General features: G+C 66.7%; 17 protein-coding genes. 11 read left to right on the top strand and 6 right to left on the bottom strand.

Annotated features, from left to right (window positions below; all coding sequences use genetic code 11):
• The 7 genes from ACVPT3_RS03095 (at position 1) to ACVPT3_RS03125 (ending at position 6,973) form a co-directional block, all read left to right on the top strand.
• Positions 1–252, top strand: coding sequence for an ACT domain-containing protein (locus tag ACVPT3_RS03095; RefSeq protein ID WP_492042750.1), 252 nt, complete (start codon positions 1–3; stop codon positions 250–252).
• Positions 252–1,493 carry a 2-isopropylmalate synthase gene (locus ACVPT3_RS03100; protein WP_492042751.1) on the top strand — a complete coding sequence of 414 codons (1,242 nt, stop codon included), beginning with the start codon at positions 252–254 and terminating at the stop codon, positions 1,491–1,493. Before ACVPT3_RS03095 ends, ACVPT3_RS03100 begins: the two co-directional genes overlap by 1 nt.
• A complete protein-coding gene (gene leuC, locus ACVPT3_RS03105) occupies positions 1,486–2,943 on the top strand; it encodes a 3-isopropylmalate dehydratase large subunit (RefSeq protein WP_492042752.1) in 1,458 nt (485 codons plus the stop codon). The genes ACVPT3_RS03100 and leuC overlap by 8 nt, the downstream gene beginning before the upstream one ends.
• Positions 2,936–3,520, top strand: coding sequence for a 3-isopropylmalate dehydratase small subunit (gene leuD / locus ACVPT3_RS03110; protein WP_492042753.1), 585 nt, complete (start codon positions 2,936–2,938; stop codon positions 3,518–3,520). The genes leuC and leuD overlap by 8 nt, the downstream gene beginning before the upstream one ends.
• Complete coding sequence (leuB, locus tag ACVPT3_RS03115) at positions 3,520–4,626, top strand: 3-isopropylmalate dehydrogenase (RefSeq protein ID WP_154725848.1); 1,107 nt, start codon at positions 3,520–3,522, stop codon at positions 4,624–4,626. Before leuD ends, leuB begins: the two co-directional genes overlap by 1 nt.
• A gap of 215 nt (positions 4,627–4,841) precedes the next feature.
• Entirely contained in the window at positions 4,842–6,191 is a 1,350-nt protein-coding gene (locus tag ACVPT3_RS03120) for an ammonium transporter (protein WP_492042754.1), read from the top strand.
• Positions 6,192–6,280: 89 nt separating this feature from the next.
• Positions 6,281–6,973, top strand: coding sequence for a TorF family putative porin (locus tag ACVPT3_RS03125; protein ID WP_492042755.1), 693 nt, complete (start codon positions 6,281–6,283; stop codon positions 6,971–6,973).
• Between the two features lie 59 nt (positions 6,974–7,032).
• On the opposite strand, the gene ACVPT3_RS03130 is transcribed toward ACVPT3_RS03125, so the two are convergent.
• From ACVPT3_RS03130 to ACVPT3_RS03140, 3 genes are read right to left on the bottom strand one after another with little or no spacing between them, the layout of a single operon-like run.
• Positions 7,033–9,402: a glucan 1,4-alpha-glucosidase gene (locus ACVPT3_RS03130; RefSeq protein ID WP_492042756.1), complete on the bottom strand. Its 2,370-nt coding sequence runs from the start codon at positions 9,400–9,402 to the stop codon at positions 7,033–7,035.
• Between the two features lie 9 nt (positions 9,403–9,411).
• Positions 9,412–10,950 (bottom strand): MFS transporter, encoded by a 1,539-nt coding sequence (locus tag ACVPT3_RS03135; protein WP_492042757.1) that lies wholly within the window; start codon positions 10,948–10,950, stop codon positions 9,412–9,414.
• Entirely contained in the window at positions 10,947–13,013 is a 2,067-nt protein-coding gene (locus ACVPT3_RS03140) for a glycoside hydrolase family 97 protein (protein WP_492042758.1), read from the bottom strand. The genes ACVPT3_RS03135 and ACVPT3_RS03140 overlap by 4 nt, the downstream gene beginning before the upstream one ends.
• Before the next feature lie 64 nt (positions 13,014–13,077).
• On the opposite strand from ACVPT3_RS03140, the gene ACVPT3_RS03145 reads away from it, so the two are divergent.
• Positions 13,078–14,130: a LacI family DNA-binding transcriptional regulator gene (locus ACVPT3_RS03145; RefSeq protein WP_232216275.1), complete on the top strand. Its 1,053-nt coding sequence runs from the start codon at positions 13,078–13,080 to the stop codon at positions 14,128–14,130.
• Between the two features lie 5 nt (positions 14,131–14,135).
• Here the strand turns inward: ACVPT3_RS03145 and ACVPT3_RS03150 are convergent, their stop codons facing one another.
• Together ACVPT3_RS03150 and ACVPT3_RS03155 are read right to left on the bottom strand one after the other, a co-directional pair.
• Positions 14,136–15,770: an alpha-glucosidase gene (locus ACVPT3_RS03150; protein ID WP_492042759.1), complete on the bottom strand. Its 1,635-nt coding sequence runs from the start codon at positions 15,768–15,770 to the stop codon at positions 14,136–14,138.
• Positions 15,767–17,575 (bottom strand): alpha-amylase family glycosyl hydrolase, encoded by a 1,809-nt coding sequence (locus ACVPT3_RS03155; protein WP_492042760.1) that lies wholly within the window; start codon positions 17,573–17,575, stop codon positions 15,767–15,769. The genes ACVPT3_RS03150 and ACVPT3_RS03155 overlap by 4 nt, the downstream gene beginning before the upstream one ends.
• A 283-nt stretch (positions 17,576–17,858) precedes the next feature.
• Here ACVPT3_RS03155 and ACVPT3_RS03160 point away from each other — a divergent pair, with 283 nt between their 5' ends.
• Both ACVPT3_RS03160 and ACVPT3_RS03165 read left to right on the top strand, forming a co-directional pair.
• A complete protein-coding gene (locus ACVPT3_RS03160; protein ID WP_492042761.1) occupies positions 17,859–20,684 on the top strand; it encodes a TonB-dependent receptor in 2,826 nt (941 codons plus the stop codon).
• Positions 20,685–20,899: 215 nt separating this feature from the next.
• A complete protein-coding gene (locus ACVPT3_RS03165) occupies positions 20,900–22,174 on the top strand; it encodes a sugar MFS transporter (RefSeq protein ID WP_492042762.1) in 1,275 nt (424 codons plus the stop codon).
• Positions 22,175–22,245: 71 nt separating this feature from the next.
• Here ACVPT3_RS03165 and ACVPT3_RS03170 read toward each other — a convergent pair whose 3' ends face one another.
• Positions 22,246–22,854 carry a TetR/AcrR family transcriptional regulator gene (locus tag ACVPT3_RS03170; protein ID WP_164952606.1) on the bottom strand — a complete coding sequence of 203 codons (609 nt, stop codon included), beginning with the start codon at positions 22,852–22,854 and terminating at the stop codon, positions 22,246–22,248.
• Between the two features lie 132 nt (positions 22,855–22,986).
• On the opposite strand from ACVPT3_RS03170, the gene ACVPT3_RS03175 reads away from it, so the two are divergent.
• On the top strand, positions 22,987–24,192 hold the full coding sequence (locus ACVPT3_RS03175; RefSeq protein WP_008260475.1) for an efflux RND transporter periplasmic adaptor subunit: 1,206 nt from the start codon (positions 22,987–22,989) through the stop codon (positions 24,190–24,192).
• Positions 24,193–24,195: the final 3 nt, after the last annotated feature.

The following is a 24,195-nucleotide window of genomic DNA, read 5'->3' on the forward strand; positions in this document are numbered from 1 at the left end:
ATGAGCAACACGATCCACATCCAGATCGACCGTGCAGACGGTTCGCTTCAGCGTCTCATCGGCCTTGTGGAACGCCGCGGCTTCCACATCGACGGCATGAACATGGCCGACGAGGGAACCTTCCGCCGCATCGCCCTGACCGTGCGCGGCCGCGACGCCGGCCGGTGCATGGAAAATCTGGGCCGCCAGATCGACCGCCTGTTCGGCGTCCGCCGCATCGGCAACGACATTATTCAATCCGAGGCCGCGTAATGACCGCCGAAAAAGTACGAGTATCCGGCGTATCCCGAACTGAGGAGATCGCCGCCGACCCCAACCGGGTCATCGTCTTCGACACGACGATGCGGGACGGGGAACAGGCGCCGGGCTTCTCCATGAGCGCCCAAGCCAAGGTGAAGATGGCCCAGGTCCTGAAGGACCTGGGCGTTGACGTTATCGAGGCCGGCTTCGCCGCCGCCTCGCCGGGCGACGAAGACTGCATCCGCCGCGTGGCCGGCGAGGTCGAAGGGCCGATCTTCTGCTCCCTGTCGCGCGCCAACGAAAAGGACATCGACGCCACCTTCCGCGCCCTGCAACCGGCGCCCAAGTCGCATCGTCGCTGCCACACCTTCATCGGCACCAGCCCGATCCACCGCACCGCCAAGCTGAAGATGTCCACCAACGAGGTGCTGTCGACGGCCGTCCGCTCGGTCGAATACGCCGCCAGCCTGTTCGACGACGTCGAGTTCTCCGCCGAGGACGCCTTCCGCACCGAGCCCGAATTTCTGGCCGATGTGCTGGAGGCCGCCGCCGACGCCGGCGCCCGGACCCTGAACGTGCCCGACACTGTCGGCTACGCCACCCCGGAAGAGGTGCGCGAGACCTTCCGCGCCCTGGCGGTGCGGATTCACAAGCGCCATCCCCATGTGATCTTCTCGGCCCACTGCCACGACGACCTGGGCATGGCGGTCGCCAACTCCCTGGCCGCCGTCGAGGGCGGCGCGCGTCAGGTCGAGGGCGCGATCAACGGCATCGGCGAACGGGCCGGCAACGCCTCGATCGAAGAAGTCATCATGGCTCTGAAGGTCCGCGAAGACCGCTATGGCGTCACCACCGGGGCCGACAGCCGCCATCTGGTTCGCGCCTCTAAGATCCTGTGCGAGATCACCGAGACGGTCATCGCCCGCAATAAGTCGGTGGTCGGCATCAACGCCTTCGCCCACGAGGCCGGCATCCATCAGCACGGCATGCTGGCCGACAGCCGCACCTATGAGATCATGCGGCCCCAGGACGTGGGCTTCGAGGGCAGCTGGTTCGTGCTGGGCAAACACTCCGGCCGCCACGCCATCGCCAAGCGCGCCGAGACCATCGGCCGTCCCATTGAGGGCGAGCGGCTGGTTGCGGTGGTCGCCGGCTTCAAGCAGCGCGCCGACCAGATCGGCGAGATCAGCGACGCCGAACTGATCGCCATCATCGACCGCGTCGACGGCGTGACGGTGGCCCAGTATGCCTAATCCTAAAACCCTGTTCGACAAGGTCTGGGACGCCCACGTCGTGCGGTCCGAGACGGCCGACACGCCGGGAGTTCTGTATATCGACCTGCACCTGGTCCACGAGGTCACGAGCCCGCAGGCCTTCAGCGAGATCGAGGCGCGCGGTCTGAAAGTGCGCCGTCCCGACCGCACCTACGCCACCCTGGACCATTCGACCCCGACCCTGCCGGCGGGGCTGAACGGGCTGAAGCCCTATGTCACCGCTCAGGCCGAGGCCCAGGTGCATCGGCTGGAGAAGAACTGCGCCGCCCATGGCGTGCCGCTGGCCGGCTGGGACTCCGACGACCGGGGCGTGGTCCACGTCATGGGACCGGAGCTGGGTCTGACCCAACCGGGCATGACCGTGGTCTGCGGCGACAGCCATACCGCCACCCACGGCGCCTTCGGGGCCCTGGCCTTCGGCATTGGCACCTCCGAGGTCGGCCATGTCCTGGCGACCCAGTGCCTGTTGCAGCGCAAGGCCAAGGCCATGCGGGTGACGGTGGACGGGCAACTGCAGCCCGGCGTGTCGGGCAAGGACGTCGCCCTGGCCGTAATCGCCGCCATCGGCTTCGGCGGCGGCACCGGCTATGTCATCGAATACGCCGGCGAGGCGGTGCGGTCCCTGGACATGGAAGGGCGGATGACCCTGTGCAACATGTCCATCGAGGCGGGCGCCCGCGCGGGCATGATCGCCCCTGACCAGACCACCATCGACTGGCTGCGCGGCCGTAAGCACGTCCCCGCCGACTATCCGGCGGCGACGGCCGAATGGCTGAAGCTGGCGACGGATCCGGGCGCGAGCTTCGACAAGGAAGTCGTCATCGACGGCGCCGCCATCCGTCCCATGGCGACCTGGGGCACGACGCCAGACGCCGGCGCGCCGATCGGCACGCCCGTGCCCCAGCCCCAGTCGGACAGCGACCGCAAGGCCATCGCCTATATGGGCTTCACGGCCGGCGAGGCGACGACCAGCCAGCCGGTGGACGTGGTCTTCATCGGCTCCTGCACCAACGGCCGTCTGCCCGATCTGCGCGCCGCCGCCGAGGTGCTGCGCGGCCGCAAGGTCAAGCCGGGCCTGCGCATGCTGGTGGTTCCCGGTTCGGAGGCCGTGCGCCGCGACGCCGAGGCGGAAGGCCTGCACGAGGTCTTCATCGCCGCCGGGGCCGAATGGCGTATCCCCGGCTGTTCGATGTGTATCGCCATGAACGGGGATTTCGTCGCGCCGGGTCAGCTGGCCGTCTCGACCTCGAACCGCAATTTCGAAGGCCGCCAGGGCAAGGACGCCCGCACCATCCTGGCCAGTCCCGCGACGGCGGCGGCGACGGCGGTGGCCGGGGTGCTGACCGATCCGCGCGTCTTTTTGAGCGAGGCGGCCGCCCTCAAGCAGCCGAGCGCCGCGCGCGAGACGGTAGGAGCGCAAAATGTCTGAGCCCTTCCAGGTCCTGACCTCTCGCACGGTGACGCTCAGCCAGGCCAATATCGACACGGACCAGATCATTCCCGCGCGCTTCCTGACCACGACCTCGCGCGAGGGGCTGGGCAAGGCGGCCTTTTATGACTGGCGCTATGAGACGGATGGATCGGAAAAGCCTGAGGCCATCCTGAACCGCATCGATCCGGCCGAGCATCGCATCCTGCTGGCGGGCAAGAATTTCGCCTGCGGCTCCTCTCGCGAACACGCCCCCTGGGCTCTGCACGACTACGGGTTCCGGGCGGTGATATCGACCGAGATCGCTGACATTTTTACATCTAACGCGTTGAAAAACGGCTTGCTGCCCATCGTCGTCAGCCAGGACGTGTGGGACGATCTGGCGTCGCAACCGGATCAGCCGGTCACGATCGACCTCCAGGCTAACCAGATCCGACGCGGCAATGCCCAGCCCGTGTCCTTCGGGGTCGAATCCTTCGCACGCGAATGCCTGCTGAACGGGGTGGACACCCTGGGCTGGCTGCAATCAAACCTGCCTGAGATCGAAGCCTATGAGCGTTCGAGAGAGACCATCTGATGCCCCACACCGCCCCCAAGACCTATAATATCGTCCTGCTGCCCGGCGATGGCGTCGGGCCGGAGGTGACGCGCGCCGCGCGCGATGTGCTGGCGGTCATCGGCGACTTCTACGGCCACAGCTTCAACTTTTCCGAACATCTGATCGGCGGCGCCGCAATAGACGAGACGGGCGAGCCCCTGCCGGAGGCGACCCGCGCGGCTTGCGTCGCCGCCGACGCGGTTCTGCTGGGCGCCGTCGGCGGTCCCAAATGGGACGGCGGCAAGCGTCGGCCCGAGGAAGGCCTGTTGGCGATCCGCAAGGCCATGGGCCTGTTCGCTAATCTCCGGCCGCTGCAGGTGTCCCCGGTGATGGCGCACCGTTCGCCGCTGAAGAAGGAGATCGTCGAGGGCGTCGATCTGATCGTCTTCCGCGAACTGACGGGCGGCGTCTATTTCGGCGAGAAGACCCGCACCGCCGATCGCGCCACCGACCTGTGCGAATACACGGTGCCGGAGATCGAGCGCGTCACCCGCGCCGCCTTCCAGACGGCGCGCCAGCGCCGCGGCAAGGTGACCTCGGTCGACAAGGCTAATGTCATGGAGACCAGCCGCCTGTGGCGCGAGGTGGTGACTCGCATCCACGCCGAAGAATTTCCAGAGATCGCGCTGGAGCACGCCCTGGTCGATTCCATGGCCATGCACCTGATCCGCAAGCCCCGCGAATACGACGTCATCCTGACCGAGAACATGTTCGGCGACATCCTGTCGGACGAGATCTCGGTGCTGGGCGGCTCGATCGGCCTGTTGCCGTCGGCGTCGCTGGGCACGGAAGGGCCGGGCCTGTTCGAACCGATTCACGGCTCGGCGCCGGACATCGCCGGACAGGACCTGGCCAATCCGGTCGGGACCATCCTTTCGGCGGCCCTGCTGCTGCGTCACAGCCTGAAGCTGGAGGACGAGGCTGATTCCATCGAGGCCGCCGTGGCGGCTGTCCTCGCCGCCGGCGCCGTCACCGCAGATCTGGGTGGGGCGCTGGGCACCCGCGCCGCGACCGAGGCTGTCATCGACGCGATCCGGGCGATTCACTGGGCGGCGGCGCACCGGGTGCAAATGCACTGGGCGTGACCACATCCGGGTCCGAAATTCGTACCGCAAACGCTCTTGGGCTGAACACGAACCGATTCAGAAAGTCCTGCATGACGCACGGATCGTGCGGGGCTTTCTTTTTTCTTAATGACCGTTGCAAGAAAGTTGCACCGTTTACGGTCAAGCCTCTTGCGTCAAAGGCATTTGCAGTAAAACCTTCGCATCTGCGAGATTGCTAAGGGGGATTTTTGCTCATGTCGCGTGTCTGGAATCGACTTCCGGGAGCCGCCGCGCTCCTGCTTCTGACCATCGGGCTGTTTTATGCGGGCGGGGCCTTCGCCCAGACCCCCGAGGCCGCTCCCGCGCTTCTGGCGCACCAGTCAGCGCTCGAACTGGACAGTGCGGGCACAGCCTGGCTGGGGACGTCGACGGCCCTGGTCCTGCTGATGACCCTGCCGGGCCTGGCCCTGTTCTACGGCGGCATGGTGCGCCGCAAAAACGTCATCGCCACCATCACCCAATCAGTCGGCGTCTTCGCCGTCGTGTCGCTGGTCTGGTTCATAGCCGGCTACAGCATCGCCTTCGGCGCCAACCCGGATGCGGCGCTTCAGCCCTACGTCGGCGGCATTGAGATGCTGTTCCTCAACGGCGTGACCCTGGGCACGGCCAACAGCCTGCTGACGGGCATTCCCGAATATCTGTTCATCGCCTTCCAGATGACCTTCGCCATCATCACCCCGGCCCTGGTCACCGGCGCCTTCGCCGAGCGGATGAAATATTCGGGTCTGCTGCTGTTCACAGCCCTGTGGTCGCTGCTGATCTATTCGCCCATCTGTCACTGGGTGTGGGGTGGCGGCTTCCTCGGTTCGGCCGGCGTACTGGACTTCGCCGGGGGCGCGGTCGTTCACGTCAACTCGGGCGTGGCTGGTCTGGTCTGCGCCATCTTCCTCGGTCGTCGTAAGGGTTATGGCGCCGAACCGATCATCGCTCACAACCCTGTCTTGACCATGATCGGCGCCTCGCTGCTGCTGGTCGGCTGGATCGGCTTCAACGCCGGTTCGGCGGGCGCCGCCAACGACCTGATGGCCGTCGCCCTGCTGAACACCGTCCTGGCCGCCGCCGCCGCCGCCCTGACCTGGAAGATCATCGAACTGATCGAGAAGAAGAAGGTCTCGCTGATCGGCATGCTGTCGGGCGTGGTCGCCGGTCTGGTCGCCATCACCCCGGCGGCCGGGTTCGTCGATCCCAAGGGCGCTGTCATCATCGGCCTGATCGCCGGTCCGGTCTGCTACATCTCGTCGGTCTGGATCAAGAAACTGCTGCGCTATGACGACTCTCTCGACGCCTTCGGCATCCACGGCGCCGGAGGTCTGATCGGCGCCCTGCTGACCGGCGTGTTCGCGACCACCGCGATCAACAGCCTGTCGGAAGGGGCCAACATCGGCACTCAGGCCCTCGGCCTGGCCTGGACCATCGCCTACAGCGCAGTTGGCACCTTCGTCATCCTCATCATCTGCAAGTTCACTACGGGCCTGCGCGTGAGCGAAGCGGAAGAAACCGCCGGTCTGGACACCTCGCTGCACGGCGAGAGCCTGGACCACTGAGTAGCGTTCTGGCGCAGCCCGCCGGCTGCGCCAGAATTCACCGGCATCCTGTCGGTCTATAACAATGTTTAAAAACAAGGGGATATGATATGAGCCTGAAGTTTCTCGGATCGGCTGCCGCTGTTGCTCTGGCGGCGGGACTGACCGCTCTCGCTGCTCCTGCCTCGGCAGCGGATCCGGAGTTCTCCGCGAACATCGGCGTCGTTAGCGACTACGTGTTCCGTGGCTTTAGCCAGACCAACGAAAACCCCGCCCTGCAGGGCGGGGTGGACATGACCTATGGGTCCTTCTACGCGGGCGTCTGGGGCTCGAACGTCGATTTCGGCGACGACACAGGCGCTGAAGTCGATATCTACGGCGGCTATCGTACCGAGGCTGCGGGCTATGCGCTCGACTTCGGCGTGATCGGCTATCTGTATCCTAAGGAACCCGACGACGCTGACTACAACTATGTGGAGTTCAAGGCAGCAGCCTCGCGGGCCATCGGTCCGGCCAGCCTCGGCGCGGCGGTCTATTATTCGCCCGACTTTTTTGGCGCTGACGAGGCCGCTACCTACGTCGAACTGAACGGCGCCGTTTCGCCGATCGAGAAAGTCACGATCTCGGGCGCTGTGGGTCAGCAGTTCCTGGACGTCACCGACGATTACGCAACCTGGAACATCGGGGCGACTTACGCCTTCGACGACAGTGTCGGTTTCGACGTCCGCTATCACGACACGGACGTAGAGGGCGTTCCGGGCGCCTATGACCGGTTCGTGGCCGGGATCAAGTTCACCTTCTGATCGATCCGTCGGACTATAATATGCAGGCCCCGGAGAGTGATCTCCGGGGCCATTTCGTATCAGTGGGCGTAACGGCTCGCGACCGGGTCATATCGGTCCCAGACCTTGCCGTCGGCCAGGGACCGCAGCAGCTTCAGATATTCGGCATGGGTCCAAGCCAGGGGCGTGGCCGAATCCGTGTTCTGGCCCAGGGTGTAGTCGTGGGCCGTGGGATCGCCAACCCCGTCCCAGACCTGTTCGGCCAGCATCAGGCCGTCGTTGGCGAACCGCTCCATGCCGCGCACATAGGTCTGGCGGATGGCCGCGATATCTGCCGCGGACGGCGTCCCGTTCACGCTGACGCGGGCCAGTTCATAATGGCCGCGTTCCCCGGTGAAGAAAGGCCAGACCCGGCCGCGCTGGCCGGGGCTCATCTCGCCGCCGACGCCATAGTTGGCGCCGGTGACGTGATCCTCGCCGTAGCCATCGACGCCGTAGCGCCGCCAGCCAGGCGTCTTGTCCCCTTCAGGCCCGAAGTCGTAGCGGACGCGGTACAGGTCCTCCAGGCTCTGATCATCATAGACGGGCAGGGTGGACAGGATGTGCGGGTCGTCGGCCTTGCGCACGCCGTACCGGACCAGTTCCAGGAAGCCGCCGTCCACCACACGATCCTCAGCCGGGGCGATCTGGCCGTTGGCGGCGCCGATCGGGGCCTTGTCGTTCGGGTTCTCGTTTTGGGTGATGCGGATGTAGTAGCGACCGTCGCCGAAGTCGCCGGTGGTGGTGAACATCCGCTCTTCGATCTTGGACGCATAGCTGTCGGCGGCGGCCTGGTAGCGGGTCGCGCCCTTCGCATCGCCCGAGGCGCGGGCCATTTCGGCGGCGACCGTCAGGCCGGCGACCACGGCTGCGGTGCTGGACGGGGAATAGCCCTGCTGCTCCTCCCAGCGTTCCTGCTGGGTGAAGGGCGGCTTGATCTCGGCCTCGTTCCACAACAGGCCGACCCTGCCGCCGTCGACCAGGAAGTCGGCGGCCGGTTTCAGCATGGACCGATAGTGGTCGGCCATTTCCGCATCGGACAGCCAGCCCATCTTCCACAGACGATAACCCAGCATGATCGGCATGGCCGTCTGGTCCAGTTGAACCGCGACCCACTCCAGTTCGCCATCGACGTGGGTCTTCTGCAGGAACCAGCCGCCGACGCCAGTATTGCCGGGTGTGTTAGGTCCGACCTGCACCTGCGGCAGATAGTTGAAGGCCGCCAGCGGCGTCTCCCTGTCGCCCAGAGCCGCCAGGGCCATGGCTACCTGATAGAAGTCGCGCGGCCAGACCGCCTTGTAGCCGGTCGAGGATTTCGACGCGTCCACCGTGTCGCCCCAGGGGTTGGACAGCGACGCGATCAGGGCGCCGGCGTGGGTGCGGTCCTCCTGCACCTTCAGCATCAGGGCCGAGGCATAGGCCAGCTTGCCCCCGTCGGTCGCCTGTTCGGCGATGCGCGGCAGCTCGCTTAGCGAGGCGACATAATCCTCCCAACCCGCGCGCTCACCTTCGCCGTTGAAGCGGGCCAGCACCTCGTCCAGTCCGGTGGCGAAAGCGCCGTCCGCCGCCGCCTGGGCCGCCGCCTCGCTGTCGCCGAAGCCGATGACGAAGTCGCGCTGAACGCTCTGGCCCATGCGCAGGCGCGGCAGGGCGCCGGTCATCATCGTATTGCCCGCCGTCTCGCCGGTCGAACCATAGGTCCAGTCCAGCTTTCCGTCCTTCAGGTCGGTCAGGCCGTCCGACGCGCCGACGAAGCCGACGCTGGCCGCAGTGAAGGCCTCGCTGGGCTTCAGCACCAGATGGGTCGAACCTTCCCAGGCGTGGAAGCCCTGGGGCGTGACGGCGCCGCGATCATCCACCCCGGTGTTGGCGATGTGCGGCTCCAGCAGAAGATAGGGCGTGGCCTCGCCGCTCAGGGCCGTGATGACGACCCGCAGCACCAGGGCGTTGCGGTCGGGGTCGGTGAAGATGCGCTTCTCGATCTCGAACCGGCCGGCCTTGTCGCGGGTCGTGACCTTGTAGGCGGGGGACAGCGGACGCCCCTCCGCGTCCACGTGCAGGTATTCGGTCTTGGCCGTGGTGTCGTCGCCTTCCAGCGCCAGACCGTCCGGCGTGACGACGGCGAAGCGCAGCGCCTTGATCTGGGCCTCGTGGATCAGGCCGTACATGGTCTCGGTCAGGACGCCGTCGGCGATGGAAAACCAGACCTTGGACACCGCCCCGGTCGGGCCGCCGTCGCGATATTGGCCGTCTACATAGGCCTCGTAGGACGCGCCGGCGCCGGTCTTGGCGGCGCTGGACCAGGTCGGCAGATCGCCCGGTGCGCCTGGCGCGACGGACTGTGCAGACGCGGCCGAGGCGACGGCTAGACCGGCGGCGCCGGCCAGGCAGAGGGTTTTGAAATTACGCATGGAGAAGCCTCACGGGTTGCGCGTGGGGGAGGGGGAATGTTCGCGCACCAGCAGGGCGCTCGCCGCCGCCAGCACGAAGGAGACGGCCCCGAGCACCAGGGCCCAGATGGCCTGGCCGTCGAACAGGGTCTTCAGGATCAGGCCCAGGACGGTGGCGGCCAGCAGTTGCGGCACGACGATGAAGATGTTGAAGACGCCCATATAGACGCCCATCTTCCGGTCCGGCACCGCCGCCGACAGGATGGCGTAGGGCATGGAGACGATCGAGGCCCAGGCGAAGCCGACGCCGATCATCGGCAGCCACAGCAGGCCCGGATCGCGGATGACGAAGACCCCGAACAGGCCCGCCGCGCCCAGCAGCAGCATCAGGGCGTGGGTCGCCTTGCGGCCGATGCGCTGGGCCAGGACCGGCAGGGTGAAGGCCGCCAGGGCCGCCACGCCGTTATAGACCCCGAACAGAACCCCGACCCAGTCGGCCCCGGCGGCATAGGCGGCCGAGGTCGTGTCGGTCGTGCCGAAATGGACACGGGTGACGGCGGCGGTGGTGTAGATCCACATGGCGAACAGGGCGAACCAGCTGAAGAACTGAACGACCGCCAGGCCGCGCATCGTGGCGGGCATGCGGAAGATGTCGTTCAGGATCTCGGTGGCGGCGTTGACCATGCGGCGGCGCTGCATCATGCCGACCGCGATCTGCAGCAGGCCGAAACCGGCGAAGAAGCCGGCGAGAACCAGCAACTCCTTTTCCAGGTTCAGCACGCCGATCAGCGCGAAGCCCAGCGCGCCCAGCACGGCGCAGACCAGACCGGACATCAGCCAGGCCTGGACGCTGCGGGCGGGCGCCTCTGGACCGTCATCGACGGGTTCGGCGCCCAGCGCAGCCTGCTTGGCGCGTTCGAAGGCGGCGATCTGTTCGGGGCTGTATTCTCTCGTGCTCAGCACGGTCCACAGCACGGCCGAGAACAGGCCGGCGGCGCCGACATAGAAGGCGATCTTGACCGACAGGGGCACGACCCCCGCCTCGGCCGTCGAGACCACGCCGAACACGTTGGACAGCAGCCACGGCAGGACCGAGGCGAAGACCGCCCCGGCGCCGATGAAGAAGCTCTGCATCGCATAGCCGGCGGTGCGCTGCTCCTCCGGCAGATTGTCGCCGACGAAGGCGCGGAACGGCTCCATGGTGATATTGATCGAGGCGTCCATGATCCAAAGCATGGCCGCGGCGAACCACAGGCCGGGGCTGTTGGGCATGGCGATCAGGGCCAGGGTGGTGGCGATGGCGCCGACCAGGAAATAGGGACGCCGACGCCCGAACCGGGTCCAGGTCCGGTCGCTGAAATGGCCGATGATCGGCTGGATCAGGAGGCCTGTCAGCGGCGCGGCGATCCACAGGATGGCCAGGCTGTCGACCTCGGCGCCCAGGGTCTGGAAGATCCGGCTGGTGTTGGCGTTCTGCAGGCCGAAGCCGATCTGGATGCCGAAGAAGCCGACGCACATGTTCCAGATCGCCAGGCCGGACAGGCGCGGGCGGTGGGCGAGAAGGCTCATCTGCGGCGCGCCCTGCCGACCGGCACGAAGCGGATCGCCTGGCCGCCGCCGGGCGCCAGGGCCAGGGTCAGGACGTCCGCCGACGTCACCTCGCGCTGCTCGATGACGATGTCCTCGCGCTTGCTGCGATAGTCGGCCTCCGGCCCGTCGCGGTAGATCTCGGCGCGATAGCGCCGCCCGTCGTCCAGGAAGTCGAGGTGGGCGGCCAGAACGCGCGGATGCTCGTCGGTGATGGCGCCCAGGGCCCAGACGTCCGACGCCCGGTCCTTGCGCGCAATGGCGACATAGTCGCCGATCTCGGCCGCCAGCACCCGGGTCTCGGCCCAGTCGCAAGGCACGTCCTTGATGAACTGGAACGGGCCGGGATTGGCCTCGTAGTTCACCAGCAGATCGGCGGCCATCTGGATCGGGCTGTAGATGACGACATAGAGGGCCAGTTGCTTCGCCCAGGTCGTCTGCACGCCGCCGGGGCTGCGCGTCTCCATGCCGAAGATGCCGGGGGTGTAGTCCATCGGCCCGGCCAGCAGGCGGGTGAAGACCAGATTCGGTTCGTGCTCGGGCGGATTGCCGGGGTTGCCCCAGGCCGAATATTCCATGCCTCGCTGGCCCTCGCGGCTGATGATGTTCGGATAGGTGCGGCGCAGGCCCGTATCCTTGAACGGCTCATGGGCGTTGATCGCCACCTTGTGCCGCGCGCCGGCCTCGACGACCTTCATATGATGCTGGGCCATCGCCTGGCTCTCGTGCCAGGCCATGACCATCTGCCCGTCCGGCCCGGCGACGCGGGCGCCTTGGGCGTCCGCCACATAGCCGGTCTTCACCGAATGGACGCCCAGCCGTTCGTACAGGGCCATGGCCGGTTCGAGCTGCTGCTCATAGTGGAAGGCGTTGCCGCCGGTCTCGTGGTGGCCGATCAGCTGCACGCCCTTGGACCGGGCATGGGCGCAGACCGCCTCGATGTCGAAATCGGGATAGGCCTCGGTGAAGCTGAAGTCCGAACCATTGGCGAACCACTGGCCGTCCCAACCCTTGTTCCAGCCCTCGACCAGAACCCCGCCGAAGCCATGCTGGGCCGCGAATTCGATGTGTTTGATCGCGTTCTCGGTCGTCGCGCCGTGCTTGGGGCCGGAGTTCCAGCTCTTCAGCTCCAGGTGCATCTCCCACCAGACGCCGACGTATTTCATCGGCTTGAACCACGACACGTCGCCCAGCTTGTTGGGCTCGTTCAGGTTCAGGATCAGGCTGGACTCGATCAGGCCCGCCGCGTTGTCCGACACCTGCAGCGTCCGCCACGGCGTATTGAACGGCGCCTGGCGCACCACGGCGGCGTTGGTCAGGCCCGGCGTCAGCTGGGCGCGGAACTTCGTCTCCTCCGACCGGCGCAGGTTCATGCCGGCGTAGTCGATGCAGGCGGCCTCGTGGATCGAGACGTGCAGGCCCGACTGGCCCTTGACCGTCATCGGCGTCTGGGCGCTGCCGACCGCGCTGATCGGCGTGCGGCTGTAGAGGTATTCCTCGCGGTTCCATTCCCAGGCCGGGCACCACAGGGCCTCGCCGTCTTCGGCCAGGTTGAACTCGGTGATCTCCGAACCGATGCGGACCGTCTTCAGCGCGGCCTGATCCGGGAATTCGTAGCGGAAGCCCACGCCGTCGTCATACAGGCGGAATACCACGTCCACGCGGCGTTGCAGGCCGGCGGTCTCGGCGTAGCTGACCCGCCATTCGTTATAGTGGTTGCGGATGAAGCGACGTTCGCCCCACGGCTGCTCCCAGGTGTCGTCCATGGTCACGGGCTGACCGGCGGTGATCGCCAGACCGCGCTCCAGCGCCGGGGCGTCGGTCAGCAGGAAGCCCAGCTTCGACGGGGCGACGACCATCCGGCCCTGACGCAGGACGGCGTACATCGGCCGGCCGTCGTTGTCGGTAAAGGCCTCGACCGTCAGGACGCCGCCGGGCGAGCTGGCACGGGCATGGGTCGGCGTGGTCTGGGCGCGAACGCCCGTCGCGCCGAAGGCCAGGATCGAGGCGCCGCCGAGGGCCAGGAAGGATCTACGCTTCATCATCGGAACTCCGTTACGCCGCCTCTTGCCAACCGCCGCGAACGGTGGCTGAAATGTTTGCAGAAAAATTTGCAGTCAGAACAGACTGTGCTGGGGACCCGCGACCTTGAGCCGCAAGACCACTCGACTTGAAGACATTGCGCGCCTGGCCGGGGTGTCGGTCGCCACCACCTCCCGGGCGCTGAACGACAGCCCCGCCGTCAACGACCGCACCAAACAGCTGATCTGGAAGCTGGCGAAGGAGCACGACTATCCGTTCCGCCGCTACATGCCCGCCGGCCCGATCGGGGCCCAGGGCACGATCGCCCTGGTGACGCCGCGGCCTCAGGGTCGGGAAGGCCGGATCTCCGACCCCTTCTTCCTGGAGCTTCTGGCCGGGGTGGGCGAGGCGGCGCGCGAACGCGGCTGCGACCTGCTGATGAGCCATATCTCGCCGGCCACCTATGACGAGCTGGCGGCGGCGATGAACACCAGCCGCGCCGACGGCGTGATCTTCCTGGGCCAGTCCAGCCTGCACGGCGCCTTCAACCGGCTGGCGGCGGGCGATCATCGGTTCGTGGTCTGGGGCGCCGACCTGCCCGAACAGGACTACTGCTCCATCGGCTCGGACAATTTCTCGGGCGGTCGGCGCGCGACCGCGCATCTGGCGCGGCTGGGGCGCACGCGGATCGTGTTCTTGGGCGATCTGGATCCGCCCGAGGCGATGCAGAGGCACCGGGGCTATCTGGAGGCGCTGGAGACGGCGGGTCTGTCCGTTGACGCCGAACTGATCGTCCCCGCCCATTTCGAGGTCGAGTCCGCCGAGGCGGCCGTGGACGCCCTGGTTCGCCGGGGCGTGCGGTTCGACGGCGTCGTGGCGGCGTCCGACCAGATCGCCCTGGGCGCGGTGCGCGCGCTGGAGCATGCCGGACTGACCGTGCCGGGCGACGTCTCGGTGATCGGCTTCGACAATGTGCCCTTCAGCCGCTACTCGCGCCCGGCCCTGTCCACCATCGCCCAGGACACGATGAAGGCCGGCCGACTGATGGTGTCCAAACTGCTGGACCACGGGGGCGCGACCGCCGGTCGGTCGGAACGCGTTCCCACCGACCTGATCGTGCGCGAGACCTGTGGCGGCTGATCGGCTCATGCCAGTCTGAAGACCCGCCCGGCGAGCGGCGGCAGGGCGTCGCCGCCGACGAAGTTGATCGCCTCGATCTGCGTCGCCCCGGCCGGCGGGCTCCAGCGCACTGTGTCGTGGCCCAGGTTGAAGACGCACAGCAGCCGTTCGTGCGAGCCGCCCCGCTCATGGCGTTCGAACACCAGCAGGCCCGGCGTCTCGATCAGCTCCATGCCGCCATAGCGTAGGGCCGGATGCTGATGACGCAGGCGGATGACCTCGCGCGCGACCTGCAGCGTCGAGGCTGGGTCGGCCTCCTGCGCGTCCACCGCCAGCGGCAGATGGCGGGCGTCGACCGGCAGCCAGGGTTCGACGGTGGAGAAGCCGGCGTTGGCCTGATCCGCATGCCAGGGCATGGGGGTCCGGGCGCCGTCGCGGCCCAGGGTCTCGGGCCAGTTGGCGATGGCCTCGGGATCGACCAGCCGCTCGAACGGCACCTCGGCCTGGGGCAGGCCCAGTTCCTCGCCCTGATAGACGAAGACGTTCCCGCGCAGGCAGACCAGCAGCAGCAGGGCCATCTCGGCGAAGGCCTTGCGGTCCCGGCCCTGGGCCCAGCGCGACACGGCGCGCGGCGCGTCATGGTTCGAGAAGGTCCAGGACGGCCAGCCTTCGCCCTGCTGGTCCGGCCACATGGTCTCGCCCTGGGCGACCAGTTCGCTCTTCAGCGTGTCGGCGTACAGATACAGGAAGCCGTAGGCCGAGTGCAGGCGGTCGTCGCCGGCCGTATATTCCTTCATCTCGCGGTCGGCATGATCGCCGCCGACCTCGGCGACGGTGAACCGGGCCTCGTAGCTGTCGGTCAGGGCGCGGATCCGGTTCAGGAAGCCGATGATTTCCGGCTGGCTCTGATTGTTGATCTTGTCCTGGAAGTCGAACGGCCGGGTGCGCTTCTTGCCGTCGTTGATCGGCGGATTGTCGGTCAGCTTCAGGTCGTGGATGGAGAAGTTGATGGCGTCCAGCCGGAAGCCGTCCACCCCCCGGTCCAGCCAGAACCGCGCCGCCGCGATCAGGGCGTCCTGAACCTCGGGGTTCCGCACGTTCAACTGCGGCTGGGAGGCCAGGAAGTTGTGCATATAGTACTGGCCGCGCCGGGCGTTCCAGGTCCAGGCCGGACCGCCGAACACCGACTGCCAGTTCGACGGCGGCGAGCCGTCCGGCTTGGCGTCGGCCCAGACGTACCAGTCGGCGTGCGGCCCGCTGCGCGACGCGCGGCTGTCCAGGAACCAGGGGTGTTCGTCTGAGGTGTGCGAGAAGACCTGGTCGATCACCACCTTCAGGCCCAGGGCATGGGCGCGGGCCACCAGGGCGTCGAAATCGGCCAGGGTTCCGAAGATCGGATCCACGTCGCAATAGTCGGCGACGTCATAGCCGAAATCCTTCATCGGCGAGGTGAAGAAGGGCGACAGCCAGATCCCGTCCACGCCTAGCGAGGCGACATGGTCCAGATGCTCGGTGATCCCCTTCAGGTCGCCGACGCCGTCGTCGTTCGCGTCGGCGAAACTGCGCGGATAGATCTGGTACAGCACCGCACCCCGCCACCATTCAGTGTGGGCGGTCGCCGGCTGGGCGGCGGTCGCGAGGTCGAGGGTGTGGGCGTTCACTGTGGCGTGCTCTTGCAGATCAGATAGTCGAGAGGGGCGATGCGGACGGCGTAGCTGGCCGGTGCCGAAGCCTGGGCCTGGCAGTCGCCGCGAACAGCTTGCCACCGCAGCGAGGCGGGCTCCACCTCGACCTGGGCCGTGACTTCGGCGGTCGAGGTGTTGAACAGGACCAGGGTCTCCCCTCCGGCCTCGTCGATGCGGGACAGGGCGAACAGGCCCGGCGCGTCGCCGGCGGCGCGGACGACCTGACGCCCGTGGCGCAGCGCCGGTTCGGCGGCGCGAATCCGCGCCATCTCGGCGATGGCCGTATAGAGGGGCGCTTCAGTCGAATAGGCCGGTTGGCGACCGCCGATGGGCTGCTCCGCCGCATAGACGACCGTCTGGCTGGCGAACATGTCCTGGCGCGAGTTCCCGTAACCGCCGGCGCCGGCGAAGCCCTGTTCGTCGCCGTAATAGAGGGTCGGCACGCCGCGGCTGAACATCATCAAGGCGTGGGCGAGTTTCACCCGCGCCAGGACCTCGGCCTCGTCGGCGTTCGGATTGGCCTGTTTCACGAAGAAGCCGACCCGGCCCATGTCGTGGTTGCCCAGGAAGGTCGGCAGGATGGCGGCGGTGTCCGCCCCCTTGGCGTAGATCGCGTCGGCGGCGAACAGCTTGGCCAGGGCGTCGGTCCCCGCCTTGCCCGAGGCGACGTCCACCGCCGTCTTCTGGAACGGGAAGTCCAGCACGGCCGGATAGGCGTCCACCCGCGTGAACCGCGCCGTGACCGCCGGGTCATGGTCATAGACTTCGCCGAAGATGTGGAAGTTCGGGATGCCCTTGGCCCGCGCCCGCTCCAGCATGGCGGGGATGAAGGCCTGCCAGAATTCGGGGTTCACGTGGCGGGCGGTGTCGATGCGGTAGCCGTCGATCCCGTATTTGTCGATCCAGCCGCCGAAGATGTCGATCATGCCCTGGATCACGACCGGATCCTCGGTCAGCAGATCGTCCAGACCGGCGAAATCCCCGTCCAGAGAGCTTTCGCCCGCAAAGGTGCTGTCGCCCCGGTTATGATAGTGGATCGGGTCATTCAGCCAGGCCGGAACCTTGGCGTTCTCCTCGCCCGCCGGAACATAGGGGCTGTAGGCGTAGTCGGGCCGGGTCAGGCGCGAGAAGTCCCGCCCGTTGAAGCCCTCGTTGATCGCCGCCCCGTCCACCCCGCCGCGTCGGGTGTAGGGATAGTCGGCCCGGCTGCGGTATTCGCAGGGCCGGTCGGGACACTCGCGATAACGGATCACGTCGGCTGTGTGATTGGCGACGATGTCCAGATAGACCTTCATGCCCCGCGCATGGGCCGCATCGACCAGGGCGCGCATCGCCGCCTCATCGCCGAAATGCGGATCGACGGCCGTGAAGTCGGTGATCCAGTAGCCGTGGTGCGCCGCGCCCGTGTAATTCCCGTGCGACTGGACCGGCTTGTTCTTGAAGATGGGCGCCAGCCACACCGCGGTCGCCCCCAGGCCCTGGATATAGTCCAGCCGCTGGGTCACGCCGGCCAGATCGCCACCGTGATAAAAGTCGGTGTCGGACGGGTCGAAGCCGCTCTTCAGCCGCTCGGGCGCATAGCCGCCGTGGTCGTTCGACGGATCGCCGTTGGCGAAACGGTCGGGCAGCAGGAAATAGATGACCTCATCCTGGGGCGGGCGATGACGCAGCGCCGCCAAGGCGTCTGACGCCTGAACGGGCAGGGGAGAGGTCGAGGCCAGCAGGGCCGCAGCCATAATCACGGCGCGCTTCGGCGTCTTCCACAGTCGGTTGAGCGTCATCCTGTCGTCCTCCTGTCCGGAAAGTGCAAAGCCTTCCAGATCGATTTGCAAGATTTTGCAGTCCCGGTCCGATGTGTCAACGCGCGTTAGAATGCTGCGGCGCAGCACTCAGCCGCCATGAATAGGCGGAAAAGCGATGAATAGGGGGTGAAAGCCAAGCTTGAGGCGCGGCTAAAATGTGCCGTAGAGATTAACTGCTTGCAAGAATGACAAATGTTTGCATATTTTTGCGAAGGCTTCGGTCGCGACATTCAGAATCGCGACAGCCTCAGGGAGGATGACCATGTCTCAACGTCTTAACCGGCGCATGCGCCTGATGTCGGGCGCCGCATTCGGCGCCGCCATGCTGATGTCCGTCAGCAGCGTTCAAGCCCAAACCGCCGCCCCGGCTGACGATCAGCCCGCAGCGGTCGGTGAAATCGTCGTCACCGGCATCCGCCGCTCGATCGAGGCCTCGATCTCGGCCAAGGCCAACAACACCTCGATCGTCGAAGTCATTTCGGCCGAGGACATCGGCAAGCTGCCGGACGTCTCCATCGCCGAATCCCTGGCCCGCCTGCCGGGCGTGACCATGCAGCGCCTCGACGGCCGCAGCCAGCAGATCTCCATCCGCGGCCTCGGCCCAGACTTCACAACCGCCCTGCTGAACGGCCGCGAACTGGTCACCACCGGTGACAACCGCGGCGTCGAGTTCGACCAGTTCCCGTCGGAACTGCTGGGCAGCGTCGTCGTCTACAAGACCCCGGATTCGGCCCTGGTCGGCCAGGGCCTGGCCGGCACCGTCGACCTGCGCACCGTCCGGCCCCTGGCCTATGGCCGTCAGGCCATCGCCGTGAACTATCGCCACGAATGGAACGACATCGGCGCCCTGAACTCGGGCACGACCGACAGCGGCGACCGCTACACGATTTCCTACATCGACCAGTTCATGGACGGGACGCTGGGCGTCGCCCTGGGTTACGCCCACATGAGCTCGCCGTATCAGTCCGAGCGGTTCAACAGCTGGGGCTATCCGACCTACAGCGACGGCAATCTGCTGACCGGCGGCGTCAAACCCTATGTCATGTCGTCGGAGCTGGAGCGCGACGGCTATATGGGCGTGCTGGAATGGCGCCCGAACGATCGCATCCATTCGACGATCGACGCCTTCTATTCCGAGTTCAAGAATACCCAGGTGCTGCGTGGCATCGAGTTCCCGCTGGCCTGGGGTGGCAATGCTCAAAGCCCTGGCGATGAAGACGCAGGCATTCTTCCCGGATGTGAAATCACTGGAAATGTCTATGCGCCCAACCTCTGCCGCCCCGGCCCGTCGCTGCGTCCCGGCTATACCGTCGAGGACGGCCTGATCGTCGCCGGCACCTGGGACAACATCAAGGGCGTCGTCCGCAACGACCTGAACAAGCGCGACAGCAACATCACGGCCCTGGGCTGGAACACCGAGTTCGTCGCCAACGACGACTGGACCCTGGCTCTCGACGTCAACTATTCGAAGGTCGAGCGGAACGACATCATCCTGGAGACCAACGCCGGCACGGGCCGCAACATCAACGGCGCCCTCGATACCCTCGGCTTCGAACTGACTGACGACGGGGTGACCCGTTTCACCAGCCAGCTCGACTACGCTGACGCCAGCCTGATCCGCATCACTTCGGCCCAGGGCTGGGGCTCTGACGTCATCGCGGGCGGCCAGGTCGGCTATATGAACACCCCGTCCATCGAGGACGAGATCAAGGCGGTGCGCCTGACCGCGAACCGCCAACTGCACCAGAGCCCGTTCAAGTCGATCGACTTCGGCTTCAACTACTCCGAGCGGAACAAGACCTTCGTCAACGACCAGTATTACATCGGCGTCCCGGGGGGCGGCGACCTGTTCGTGCCGTCTGAATATCTGCTGGAACCGACCGACCTGGGTTACCTCGGCATCTCGCAGGTGCTCAGCTATGACGCCCTCGGCCTGGTCAACAGCGGCCTGCTGGACCTGGTCCGCAACCCGAACGCCGACGTCGCCGCCGGCAACTGGGAAGTGACCGAAAAGGTCTCGACCGCCTATGTCCGCGCCAACATCGACCACTATCTGTTCGGCCTGCCGCTGACCGGCAATGTCGGCATGCAGTTCGTCTACACCGATCAGCAGGGACAGGGGTTTGAGGCCCAGCAGATCAGCCAGGGCGTGGCCGCCGTCGCCGAACTCACCGGCGGCGCGGAATATCTGGAAATCCTGCCCAGCTCGAACTTCATCCTGGAAGTCGGCGACGACATGTTCGCCCGTTTCGCCGTGGCCCGCACCCTGGCGCGTCCGCGGATGGACGACATGCGCGCCTCGCGGAACTTCTCGTTCAACGCGGGCAACAACAACGCAAACGCGACGCCGAGCCAGAACTCGCCGTGGGGCGGCGGCGGCGGCAATCCCGAGTTGAAACCCTTCATCGCCGATGTGGTCGACGTCTCGTTCGAGAAATACTTCGCCAACCGCAAGGGCTATGTCTCGCTGGCGGCCTTCTACAAGAACCTTGAAAGCTACGTCTACACGCGCAGCGTGCTGTTCGATTTCACCGGCTATCCGACCGGCGGCGTCACGCCCGTGATCAATGAAGGTGTTCTCACCACGCCTGAGAATGGCGACGGCGGCTGGATCAAGGGCCTGGAATTCTCGGTCTCCGCGCCGTTTGACATCTTCCACCCGGCGCTGGAAGGCTTCGGCGGCGTGTTCAGCGCCTCGCAGACGGACAGCGAGGTCCAGCCGGATCCCGCCAACCCGCCCACCACCCTGCCGGGCCTGTCGGAAACGGTCATGAACGGCACGCTCTACTATGAACGTTACGGCTTCCAGGCGCGCGTCTCGGGTCGTTACCGTTCGGACTTCCTGGGCGAGGTCGCCGGCTTCGGCAACGGCCGCACCCTGCGCTCGGTCGCGGCGGAAACCGTCGTCGACGCCCAGATCGGCTACGAGTTCCAGTCGGGGCCGCTGGAAGGCCTGTCCATCCTGGCCCAGGTCAACAACCTGACCGACGAGCCGTTCAAGACCTTCGAGAACGGCGATGAGCGCCGGACCATCGATTATCAGAGCTACGGCCGGACCTTCGCGGTGGGCATGAACTACCGCTTCTGATTTCTCCCCTGAGCAAACTTGGGCCGCCCCGGAAACGAGGCGGCCCTTTCTTTTTGGCCCTGGCCTATCGCCCCCGCCGCTGGTCGGCGCCGCCCAAGTTTGGTTACAGCCTGTGTTTTTCCGCTGGACGGCGCGTCCGCGATGCCCGAACCAAGGCGACCAGAACCGCGCGGGGAAAGCGCGGCCGTCCTTAGTTCTATCCGCAGGGGGAATTCATGTCCGCTCCAGAGGCCGCCAAGCGCCAGGGTACGACCCTGGCCTTCGCCTATGTCACCACGCTCTTCTTCGCCTGGGGCTTCGCCACCTCGCTGATCGATCCGCTGATCGCGGCGGTGAAGCGGGTGTTCGATCTGAACAACGCCGAGGCCTTTCTGACCACCTTCGCCTGGTTCATCGCCTATGGGCTGATGTCCCTGCCGGCGGCGGCGGTGCTGGGCCGGCTGGGCTACAGCCGTTCGATCATCGGCGCCCTGGTGGTCATGGTGGCGGGCTGTCTGATCGTGCCGGCCGCCACGGCCGCCGACTGGTACCCCGGCGTTCTGATCGCCCTGTTCGTGATCGCCTCAGGCGTCACCCTGCTTCAGGTCGCGGCCAATCCGCTGGTCGCCGAACTGGGCAGCCGCAAGGGCGCGTCCAGCCGTCTGAACCTGTCGCAGGCCTTCAACTCCCTGGGCACCACGGTCGGGCCGTGGCTGGGGTCGCACGTGCTGCTGACGGGCGGCGTCTTCGCTGCGGGCGCCGTGGTCACGGCCGCGACCCGCACCCAGTCGCTGCGCAGCATCGACATGGCCTTCCTGGGCATGGGCGCCTTCTTCGCCGTCGTGGCCTTCTTCATCTTCACGGCCCGCAAGAAGATCAATGTGGCGGCCCCGGCCGCGACCGAGGCGGTCTCGCCGCTGAAGGCCCTGTCCTCGCCCTGGGCGATCTTCGGCGCCCTGGCGATCTTCCTCTATGTCGGTTCGGAAGTGGCCATCGGCGGCATGCTGACCAACTTCCTGGAAAGCCCCGATATCCTGAACGCCCCGATCGAGACGGCGGGCAAGATGGTCGCCCTCTACTGGGGCGGCGCCATGGTCGGCCGGTTCATCGGCTCGTGGGTGCTGTCGCGGGTCTCGCCCGGCGTGGTCCTGGCCTGCTGCACCGTCGCTGCGGCCGCGCTCTGCCTGCTGGTCAGCCAGATCGGCGGACCGACGGCGGCCTATGCGGTCCTGTCGATCGGCCTGTTCAACTCGATCATGTTCCCGACCATCTTCACCCTGACGCTGGAGCGGTCTACGGCGCCGACCTCGGCGACCTCGGGCCTGTTGATCTTCGGCATCATCGGCGGCGCCCTGCTGCCGCAGGTGGCGGCGCGCATCGCTGACGCCGCCGGCGCCCTTCAGCCGGCCTTCCTGGTGCCGATGGCGGGCTATGTCGGCCTGACCGTCTTCGCCATCGCCTGCGCCCGCACCAAGGCCAAGGCGGAAGTGACCACGGTCGCCTCGCACTAAGGGCCGGTCGTCGGACAAGACAAAGGGCGCGGAGGGCGACCTCCGCGCCCTTCTTCATTTCGGGGGCGTGATCAGCCGTCGATCAGGGACTGAAGGATCGGCGCCAGCCGGTCTCGCATCGCCTCGCATTCGGCCGGCTCGATGTTGAAACTGCCGCCGCCCAGTTCGCGGCTGACCGACATGCCCATGATGAATCCCGCCAGCAGCCGCGCCCGCACCGTGGCGTCCGGGCCGCTGAGCCAGTCTTCCAGGGGGCCAAAGAAACGGGCCGTGCAGGTGGTCTGCACCATGTCCGCCGCCTTGGCCGAGCCGATGGAGCGCAGCATGATCGACATGCCCTTGAGCTTCTCGGCCTTCTTGGGTTCGAACACGATCTCATGGGCCACGCGCCGGCCGAAATCGGATTTCTCGCCCGACATCAGGGCGCTGCCGTCGCCGCAGCTGTCCAGCGCCGCCAGGAACAGATCGTCCTTGGATCCGAAATACCGGCTGATCAGGGCCGCATCGACGCCGACGTCGCGGGCGATGTCGCGCATGCCCACGTCGTCATAGCTCTCGGCCGCGAATCTTTCGCGTGCTGCGTCGAGAATGGCCGTGCGCGTCGCAGCGGCGTTCCTCGGGCGTGGGCCGGGACATAACAAGGGGATGACACTCCACAGAACAATAACCGTAGACACCATATGGCTTTGTCAACGCGTGTTGACAAGCGCCACGACGCCCATCATTAAGTCACCACGCGTTGACAACGGCCGACTCCCCATCGGCCTCTGTCCGCACGACAGGGATTTACCTCCGACAGGGAGATTGCGCAGATGCGCGGGCTGAAGATTGCGGCCGTGTCCGTCATGGTGACGGGCGCGCTATATGGATGTTCCCCCAAGGCCGAAGGCCAGGCGCCCGGCGCCCCGCCGGTGACGGTGGCCACGCCGCTGCAGCAGAAGGTGGTGGACTGGGACGAGTTTACGGGCCGCTTCGAGGCGGTCGAGAGCGTCGATGTGCGGGCGCGGGTCGGCGGCTATGTCCAGGCCGTCCACTTCCGCGACGGCCAGATGGTCCAGAAGGGGCAACTGCTGTTCACCCTGGACCCGCGTCCGGCCCAGGCCGCTCTGGCCCAGGCCCAGGCCCAGGTCGCTCAGATGCAGTCGCAACTGACCCTGGCCCGCGCCAACCTGGCCCGCAGCGAGACCCTGCTGGCCTCGCAGGCGGTGTCCAAGGCCGAATATGATTCCAACAAGGCCGCCGTCGATGCAGCCGCCGCCAATATCGCCGCCGCCAACGCCGCCGTGCGCACGGCGCGGCTGAATCTGGAATATACGCGGGTCACCGCGCCGACCTCGGGCCGCGTTTCCGATCGCCGCGTCGATCCCGGCAACCTGATCGCCGGCGGCTCCTCGGCGGGCGACATCCTGACCACCATCATTTCGGGCGGCCCGATCCACTTCGTCTTCGACGGGTCGGAAGCGGTCCTGCTGAAATATCTGCGTGACGGCGGCGCTGCCAACGGCGCCCCGGTCCGCATCCGCCTGCAGGACGAGAGCGGCTTCACCCGCACCGGTCGCCTGGACTTCTCGGACAATGCGCTGGACACCTCGTCAGGCGTCATCCGCATGCGCGCCATTGTGCCGAACGGCGACGGCTTCCTGCGTCCTGGCCTGTTCGGTCGCGCCCAGGTCGCGGGCGCGGGCTCCTACGACGCCCTGCTGGTGCCGGACACCGCCATCGGCACCGATCAGTCGCGCCGCGTCGTCTCGGTCGTCAACGCCGACGGCTCGGTCACGGCCAAGGCCGTCCAGCTGGGGCCGATCGTCCAGGGTCTGCGCGTGATCAAGTCGGGTCTGGCCCCGACCGACCGCGTGATCATCGCCGGTCTCCAGCGCGCCGCCCAGCCGGGTTCGAAGGTCACGCCCAAGAACGGCCGCATCGCCCCCGTCGCCGAACAGGCGTCGGACGCCCCGGTCACCCAGGCGGCTCCGGCCTCGACCGGCTCGTTCGCCAACAGCCTCTCCACCGGCGACTAAGCC

It is taken from the genome of Brevundimonas sp. FV1ps31S (assembly GCF_058681265.1).

Coding starts and splice junctions, on each gene's coding strand:
- leuC (WP_492042752.1), top strand. CDS start 1,486: ATGCCTAATCCTAAAACCCTGTTCGACAAGGTCTGGGACGCCCACGTC.
- ACVPT3_RS03165 (WP_492042762.1), top strand. CDS start 20,900: ATGTCCGCTCCAGAGGCCGCCAAGCGCCAGGGTACGACCCTGGCCTTC.
- ACVPT3_RS03130 (WP_492042756.1), bottom strand. CDS start 9,402: ATGCGTAATTTCAAAACCCTCTGCCTGGCCGGCGCCGCCGGTCTAGCC.
- ACVPT3_RS03125 (WP_492042755.1), top strand. CDS start 6,281: ATGAGCCTGAAGTTTCTCGGATCGGCTGCCGCTGTTGCTCTGGCGGCG.
- leuD (WP_492042753.1), top strand. CDS start 2,936: ATGTCTGAGCCCTTCCAGGTCCTGACCTCTCGCACGGTGACGCTCAGC.
- ACVPT3_RS03095 (WP_492042750.1), top strand. CDS start 1: ATGAGCAACACGATCCACATCCAGATCGACCGTGCAGACGGTTCGCTT.
- ACVPT3_RS03175 (WP_008260475.1), top strand. CDS start 22,987: ATGCGCGGGCTGAAGATTGCGGCCGTGTCCGTCATGGTGACGGGCGCG.
- ACVPT3_RS03155 (WP_492042760.1), bottom strand. CDS start 17,575: ATGACGCTCAACCGACTGTGGAAGACGCCGAAGCGCGCCGTGATTATG.
- ACVPT3_RS03170 (WP_164952606.1), bottom strand. CDS start 22,854: ATGGTGTCTACGGTTATTGTTCTGTGGAGTGTCATCCCCTTGTTATGT.
- leuB (WP_154725848.1), top strand. CDS start 3,520: ATGCCCCACACCGCCCCCAAGACCTATAATATCGTCCTGCTGCCCGGC.
- ACVPT3_RS03120 (WP_492042754.1), top strand. CDS start 4,842: ATGTCGCGTGTCTGGAATCGACTTCCGGGAGCCGCCGCGCTCCTGCTT.
- ACVPT3_RS03140 (WP_492042758.1), bottom strand. CDS start 13,013: ATGATGAAGCGTAGATCCTTCCTGGCCCTCGGCGGCGCCTCGATCCTG.
- ACVPT3_RS03160 (WP_492042761.1), top strand. CDS start 17,859: ATGTCTCAACGTCTTAACCGGCGCATGCGCCTGATGTCGGGCGCCGCA.
- ACVPT3_RS03100 (WP_492042751.1), top strand. CDS start 252: ATGACCGCCGAAAAAGTACGAGTATCCGGCGTATCCCGAACTGAGGAG.
- ACVPT3_RS03135 (WP_492042757.1), bottom strand. CDS start 10,950: ATGAGCCTTCTCGCCCACCGCCCGCGCCTGTCCGGCCTGGCGATCTGG.